The organism is Saccharopolyspora sp. (genome assembly GCF_017434145.1).
Lineage (GTDB): Bacteria > Actinomycetota > Actinomycetes > Mycobacteriales > Pseudonocardiaceae > Saccharopolyspora_C > Saccharopolyspora_C galaxeae.
Genome location: NZ_JAFRFW010000742.1, coordinates 1 through 7,179, shown reverse-complemented (window position 1 = coordinate 7,179; position 7,179 = coordinate 1). Strand labels below are relative to the sequence as shown.

General features: G+C 70.3%; 6 protein-coding genes. 4 read left to right on the top strand and 2 right to left on the bottom strand.

Annotated features, from left to right (window positions below):
- Positions 1-67 precede the first annotated feature (67 nt).
- Entirely contained in the window at positions 68-919 is an 852-nt protein-coding gene (locus IJH84_RS20240; protein ID WP_295147582.1) for a LysR substrate-binding domain-containing protein, read from the bottom strand.
- A 115-nt stretch (positions 920-1,034) separates the two neighbouring features.
- Here IJH84_RS20240 and IJH84_RS20235 point away from each other — a divergent pair, with 115 nt between their 5' ends.
- The 3 genes from IJH84_RS20235 to IJH84_RS20225 all read left to right on the top strand — a co-directional run bounded on the left by IJH84_RS20235 (position 1,035) and on the right by IJH84_RS20225 (position 5,557).
- The gene (locus IJH84_RS20235) at positions 1,035-2,042 is read left to right on the top strand and encodes a bile acid:sodium symporter family protein (RefSeq protein WP_295147579.1); all 1,008 of its coding nucleotides are present in this window, start codon (positions 1,035-1,037) and stop codon (positions 2,040-2,042) included.
- 186 nt (positions 2,043-2,228) lie between these two features.
- Positions 2,229-4,169, top strand: a complete 1,941-nt coding sequence (locus IJH84_RS20230) for a primary-amine oxidase (RefSeq protein ID WP_295147576.1) — start codon at positions 2,229-2,231, stop codon at positions 4,167-4,169.
- A 272-nt stretch (positions 4,170-4,441) separates the two neighbouring features.
- Positions 4,442-5,557, top strand: coding sequence for a magnesium and cobalt transport protein CorA (locus tag IJH84_RS20225; protein WP_295147573.1), 1,116 nt, complete (start codon positions 4,442-4,444; stop codon positions 5,555-5,557).
- A 24-nt stretch (positions 5,558-5,581) separates the two neighbouring features.
- On the opposite strand, the gene IJH84_RS20220 is transcribed toward IJH84_RS20225, so the two are convergent.
- Positions 5,582-6,520 (bottom strand): NAD-dependent epimerase/dehydratase family protein, encoded by a 939-nt coding sequence (locus IJH84_RS20220; protein ID WP_295147570.1) that lies wholly within the window; start codon positions 6,518-6,520, stop codon positions 5,582-5,584.
- 88 nt (positions 6,521-6,608) lie between these two features.
- Here IJH84_RS20220 and IJH84_RS20215 point away from each other — a divergent pair.
- Positions 6,609-7,179 (top strand): TetR/AcrR family transcriptional regulator (locus tag IJH84_RS20215; RefSeq protein ID WP_295147567.1); only part of this gene is annotated, 571 nt, incomplete at its 3' end.

The following is a 7,179-nucleotide window of genomic DNA, read 5'->3' as shown; positions in this document are numbered from 1 at the left end:
GGTCGGGTGCGGAGCACGGCGCTGCTGGTGCCTCGCGCGGCGAGGTATTGCGGAGCACCGGCCGGATTCAGTGCAGCCGGTCGCTGTTGTCCAGGATGGCTGCGGTAAGCGCCGCGGCGGGCCCTTCGTCCGTGCCGTCACCACCCAGCAGCACGAATTCGACCTCTCCCGGATCGGGAAGCCGGGCGTGCGCGGGGAGCTGGCGCAATCCTTCCGGCACCAGGCTGCGAGCGTGCACCGCGACCCCCAGCCCGGCCAGTGCCGCGGCGCGCAATCCGCTGAAGCTCCCGCTGGTGCACGTGATCCGCCACGAAAGCCCCTGCCGTTCCAGCGTTTCCAGCGCCTGCGCGCGCGTGATGCTCGGCGGCGGGTACAGGATCAGCGGCACCGGCTCGCCCGGATCCAGCGACAGATCCTCGCGCCCGATCCACACCAGCGGTTCCCGCCACACCAGCCTGCCAACCGACTGCCCGGGGCGGCGCTTGCCGAAGACGAGGTCGAGCTCGTCGTTGTGCAGCTGCTCGTGCAGCGTGCCGCTCATCCCGACGGTCAGCTCCAGGTCGACCAGCCGGTGCGAACGCCGGAACTCGGCCAGGATCTCCGGCAGCTTGGACAGCACGAAGTCCTCCGAGGCGCCGAAGCGCAACCGCCCGCGCAGTTCGGAACCGGCGAAGTAGCTCGTCGCGCGCTCGTTGGCCGCGAGGATGCTGCGCGCGAAACCCACCATCGCCTCGCCGTCGGCGGTGAGCGCGACGGCGTGCGTGCTGCGGGTGAACAGCCGCCGGGACGCGACCTGCTCGAGCTTGCGGACGTGCTGGCTGACTGTGGATTGCCGCACACCGAGCCGCTGCGCGGCCTGGGTGAAACTCCGCGTCTGCGCCACCACGAGGAACGTCCTGAGCAGGGCCGGAGGGAACATCGACGGCCACGTTATCGCGCTTCGCGATAACCGTCACCACGGAAATCGTGGTTCACAGCCAACCGAGCGGTGGCTGAGACTCGCGGCGAGTCAACCCGTCCGGTGAGGAAGGCACATGAGCACGCTGCTGCGCCGTCTGCGCCCCGATCCCTACGTCCTCGCCTTGCTGGCCACCGTCGGCGTCGCCGCGCTGGTGCCCGCCAGCGGTGCGGGCGCGACCGTCGCCGACGGCGTCACCGACGTGGCCATCGCCGGGCTGTTCTTCCTCTACGGCGCGCGGCTTTCATCCCGCGCCGTCCTCGATGGACTCAAGCACTGGCGGCTGCACGTCGTGGTGTTCCTGTGCACCTTCGCACTGTTCCCGCTGCTCGGGCTCGGCGCGAACCTGCTGGTTCCGGTGGTGCTCACGCCCGCGCTCTACAGCGGTGTGCTGTTCCTGTGCACGCTTCCGTCCACTGTGCAGTCTTCGATCGCTTTCACCGCCACAGCGGGCGGAAACGTGGCGTCCGCGATCTGCTCGGCGTCGCTGTCCAACATGGCCGGTATCGCGCTCACACCGTTGCTCGTCGCGCTGCTGATGGGTGGCGACGGCGGCGGGATCTCCGCGAGCTCGGTGCTGAGTCTGGTCTTCCAGCTGCTGCTGCCGTTCGTGGTGGGACACCTGTCGCGGCGCTGGATCGGCGACGGGATCGAGCGGCACAAGAAGGTGCTGAGCTACTACGACCGCGGCTCCATCCTGCTGATCGTCTACGTCGCGTTCAGCAAGAGCATGGCGGGCGGTATCTGGCAGCAGATCGGCGTGCTCCAGCTCGCGGCGCTGTTCGCGGTGATCGCGGTGCTGCTGACCGCGGTGCTGCTGATCACCAGGGGAGCCGCCCGCGTGCTCGGGTTCGACCGCGGCGACGAGAAGGCGATCGTGTTCTGCGGCTCGGTCAAGAGCCTCGCCACCGGGTTGCCCATCGCGAACGTGCTGTTCCCCAGCACCATGGTCGGGCTGGTCGTGCTGCCGGTGATGCTCTACCACCTGACGCAGCTGATCGTGTGCGCGGTGCTGGCGCAGCGGCAGGGCAGCGCCGCCGAGCCGCAGCGCGCGCCGGAACCCGAGGTCGCGGCCGCACGCTGAGCAGCCGAACACCCGTGCTGCGCGTACCGGTGACGCTCCTTGCCAGCTCCGCGCGCTTCTCCGTAGCGTAATCGTCGTGAACTGGGCCACGGGGCGGTCCAGGTGTCTGTCGTTCCGCGGTGATCCCGTCGGCGCCCGCGACCCGATCCGCGGCACTCGACCACGGGCTCGACGAGGAGCACGATGATGACGACGCGAGCAGCCGAGCAAGCACCGGCACATCCGCTCGACCGCCTGCAACCGGCAGAAATCCGCACCGCCCGCGAGGTCCTGCGCGAAACCGGAGCCGCCGGAGCATCGACCCGCTTCGCCTACCTCGGCCTGGAGGAACCGCCGAAGGCCGACGTGCTGGCGTTCCGGGACGGCGACCCGGTACCGCGCCGCGTCAAGGCGCTGCTGCTGGAGACCGGCACCGGCCGGGTCACCGACGCCGTGGTGTCGCTGCCGGATCGCGCGGTGGAATCGCTGCGCGAGGTGGACGTGGTCGCCGAAGGGCAGCCGCCGATCCTCGGCGAGGACCTCGCAGGTGTCGGCGAGATCGTCGCCGCCGACGAGCGGTGGACCTACGCGCTGGCCCGGCGCGGCATCACCGACACCGCGCAGGTGCGCGCCTGCCCGCTGTCCGCGGGCGTGTTCGACATCCCCGGCGAGCAAGGCCGCCGGATGGTGCGCGTGCTCAGCTTCCTGCAGCACCGCCCGGAGGATCACCCGTGGGCGCACCCGATCGACGGCCTGGTCGCCTACGTGGACCTGATCGAGCGCAAGGTCCTCGACGTGATCGACCACGCGCTCGTGCCGATCCCCGCCGAGGAGGGGAATTTCGACGATCCGGAGCAGACCGGGCCGGCCCGCACCGACTTGCGGCCGATCGAGATCAGCCAGCCGGAAGGACCCAGCTTCACCGTCTCCGGCGATGCGGTCAGCTGGCACGACTGGCGGTTCCGGATCGGCTTCGACGCCCGCGAAGGCTTGGTGCTGCACCAGATCCACTACCGGGACGGGGACCGGCTGCGGCCGATCGTGCACCGCGCGTCGATCGCCGAGATGGTCGTGCCCTACGGCGATCCGGGCCCGGTGCGGTTCTGGCAGAGCTACTTCGACGCCGGGGAGTACCTGCTCGGCAAGCAGGTGAACTCGCTGCGGCTGGGCTGCGACTGCCTCGGCGAGATCCGCTACTTCGACGTCACCGTCGCCGACGACCACGGCGAACCGCTGACCGTCGACAACGCGATCTGCCTGCACGAGGAGGACGCCGGGCTGCTGTGGAAGCACACCGACATCTTCACCGGTTCCAAGCAGGCGCGGCGGCAGCGCAGGCTGGTCATCTCCTTCTTCGCCACCATCGGCAACTACGACTACGGCTTCTACTGGTACCTCTACCTGGACGGCACGATCCAGTTGGAGGTCAAGTCGACCGGTGTCGTGTTCACCTCCGCTTACCCGGGGACTGCGGACCCGGGGGCTGCGTACCCGGACGGCGGGTATCCGTGGGCGAGCGAGCTCGCGCCGGGCCTCGGGGCGCCGTTCCACCAGCACCTGTTCGGCGCGCGGCTGGACAGGATGGTGGACGGGCTGCGCAACGCCGTCGACGAGGTCGAGGTGCGGCGGGTGCCGATGGGCGCGGAGAACCCGCACGGCAACGGATTCACCCGCACCTCGACCCGGCTGGAGACGGAATCCGGGCGGTTGGCCGACAATTCGGTCGCGCGGAGCTGGCGGGTGACGAACCCGGAAGTCACCAACCGGCTCGGCCGACCGGTCGGCTACGTGCTGCATCCGCAGGGGCAGCCGACGCTGCTGGCCGATGACGACTCCCCGAACGCGCGCCGGGCGGTGTTCGCGACCAAGCACCTGTGGGTGTCGCGGTACCGGGACGGACAGCGCTGGCCCGCGGGTGAGCACGTCAACCAGAACGCGGGCGGTGCCGGGGTTCCCGAGTACGTCGCCGCGGGCGAATCGATCGACGGTGCCGATCTGGTGCTGTGGCACACCTTCGGCACGACGCACTTCCCGCGCACCGAGGACTGGCCGGTGATGCCGATCGACACCTGCGGATTCACGTTGAAGCCCAACGGATTCTTCGACCGCAACCCCACATTGGACGTTCCCGCACCGCCCTGCCACTGACCCTCCCACTGCCACGAGCCTGGAGCGAACGGCCTGTTCGCCCAATCTATTGGGACCAACGGTCCGTTCACTCCGGTATGAGTGCGCGGATCGAGCGGCGCCCGCGTGTGTCGGCCGAGTGCCCCTGATCGCGGAGTGAACGGCCTGTTCGTCCAATCTATTGGGACCGGCGGGCCGTTCACTCCGGGTGCGATCTGCGTCGACTGGCTCGGAAACCGCGTACCCGGCGCGGTTAGGGTGGCGTGCCGGACACGCAGGGAGGGCATCACCGGATGGCACAGCAAGGCCCGCGGCTTCCGGGGGCGCGCAGCGAGGGAGCGGGCGAGCAGGCCGGGCACGGCGCCCGCGTCGAACAGGCGTCGCCGGACGAACGGCTGGTCGGCACCGCGATCTACGTCGACGGCCGGCGCGCGCGCTCGCCGGAGTCGCTGGCCGAGACCAGTCGCGCGCTGGCGGACGAGGACGGCGCGATGGCCTGGGTCGGGCTCTACCGCCCCAGCGCCGAGGAACTGCAGGCCGCGGCCGAGGAGTTCGGGCTGCACGAACTCGCCGTCGAAGACGCCATCCTGGCCCACCAGCGGCCCAAGGTGGAACGCTACGACGAAACGCTGTTCGTGGTGCTGCGGCCCGCGCGCTACCTGGACGAGACCGAGCAGGTCGAACTCGGCGAGCTGCACCTGTTCATTGGCCCGGACTTCGTGCTCACCGTGCGGCACGGCCGCTCTCCGGACCTGGCCGCGGTGCGCGACCGCATGGAAGCAGCGCCGGAGCTGTTGCGCCGCGGGCCGCACGCGGTGCTCTACGCCGTGCTGGACGCCGTGGTCGACGACTACGCGCCGGTGGTGGAAGGCGTGCAGCACGACATCGACGAGATCGAAACGCAGGTGTTCGGTGGTGACCCGAACGCATCCCGGCGCACCTACCAGCTCTCCCGCGAAGTCATCGAGCTGCAGCGGGCCACCAGCCCGCTGCTGGGAATCCTGGAGGAAGTCGGCGCGAACTACGCCGAGCGCGACGCCGACGCGGAACTGCACCGCCGCTTGCGGGACGTGACCGACCACGCGACCACGGTCGCCGAGCGGGTCGGCGGCTTCCGGCAGATGATCTCCGACATCCTGTCGGTCAACGCCACGCTGGTCACCCAGGAGCAGAACGAGAAGATGAAGAGCCTCACCGAGGCCAGTTACGCGCAGAGCGAGCAGGTCAAGAGCATCTCCTCGTGGGCGGCGATCCTGTTCGCGCCGACGCTGGTCGGCACCGTCTACGGGATGAACTTCGACGCCATGCCCGAACTGCACTGGAGCTTCGGCTACCCGATGGCGGTCGGGCTGATGATCGTCGTCTGCGTGCTGCTGTACGTGGTGTTCAAGCGGCGCGACTGGCTCTGAGGGCGTGCCGGGAAATCGGCGCCGTCAGCGGGAAATCGCCGTGCGGAACCAGTCGAGCGTGGTCTCCAGCGCGGTCACCAGCGGGGTCGGTCGCGTGCCGAAGGTCCGCTCGAACGCTTGCGAATCCATCACCTGGTGCTCGGTGTGCTGGTAGAACAGCTCGGCGTACTCGCCCATGAAGACCTCGTCGAACGGTCCGAACGGTTCGGGCTCGCGCAGCACGTGGACGTCGAGCGGGCGGCCCGCGAGCTTGCCGATGATCTCGTGCACCTCCCGCGTCGTGCTCGCCGGTGCGGTGGGCAGGTGCCAGACCTGCCCGTCCGATTCCGGGTGCTCGCCGAGCACGGCGAGGCCCGCGGCGACGTCGTCGATGAAGGTGTAGCTGTGCAGCAGGTCGAGGTCCCCGAAGCCCAGCACCCGGTCGCCGGTGAGCGCGGGCGGGAACGCGGTCGCCCCGAGCGTCGAGTTGAACACGCGGGGGCCGAAGAAGTCCGCTGACCGGCCCAGCGCGACCCGGACCCGGCCCGAGCGGTGCGCGGCGAGGTAGTTCTCGTCCAGTTCGGCGCGCATCCGGCCCTTGCGGGTGGTCGCGGTCATCGGGGTGCGCTCGGTCATCACCGCCCCGCCCGTTTCGCCGTACGGGTAGAGCGTGTCCAGCACGACGAGTCGCGCGTCCGCTTCGGCCGCGGCCGCCAGCACCGCGTCCTGGACCTTCGGCAGCACTTCGACCTGCCGGTAGTAATCGACGTTGACGCAGTGGTGCACGACGTCCGCGCCGTGCACGGCGGTCCGCAGCTCGGCGGCGTTGAGCACGTCCGCGCGCGCCCGCTCGACCCCTTCGGCGTCCGGGCCTGCGCCGCTGCGGTTGACCAGGCGGACGTGGTGACCGCGGCGGGCGAGTTCGCGGGCCAGCGCCGTTCCGGCCGGGCCCGCTCCCAGCACGACGTGCAGCTGCTGCGGCATGGATGCTCCTCGTTATGGTGTGTCGCGTTAGTTATGGGCCGTAACTAAAGCTAGACTAGGTCGCGGAACGTGGCAAGGAGGAACATCTGTGGCCGAGGGCGCGACGACACCGCGGGACCGGTTCCGCGAGCAGACCAGGGGCGAGATCAAGGCGATCGCCCTGCGGCAGCTGTCCGAAGGCGGGATCGGCGCGATCGCGCTGACCCGGATAGCCAAGGAACTCGGCCTGTCCGGGCCCGCGCTCTACCGGTACTACGCCGGGCGGGACGAGCTGATCAGCGCGCTGGTCCGGGACGCCTACGACGACTTGGCCGCGGCCGTGTCCGCCCCTGCCGAGCCGGATTCGCCGCCGCGCGCCCGGTTGTTGCGGCTCGGACGCGCGTACCGGGCGTGGGCGCGCGAACAACCGCACCGCTACCTGCTGATCTTCGGGTCACCGCTGCCGGGCTACGCAGCGCCGCCGGACACCGTGGCCAACGCGCGCGCGGCGCTGGAACCGGTGGTGCGGGTGTTCGCCGCCGCGCGCCCCGATCAGCAGCCGCTCGTCGACCAGCTGCGACGGTGGAACGAGCGAGATCCCGCCGTGGCGGCCTGGACCGGTGCGCACGTCGAACCCGCAGCGGCCGGAGCCGCGCTGGCCGGTGCGGTCACCGCGCTGG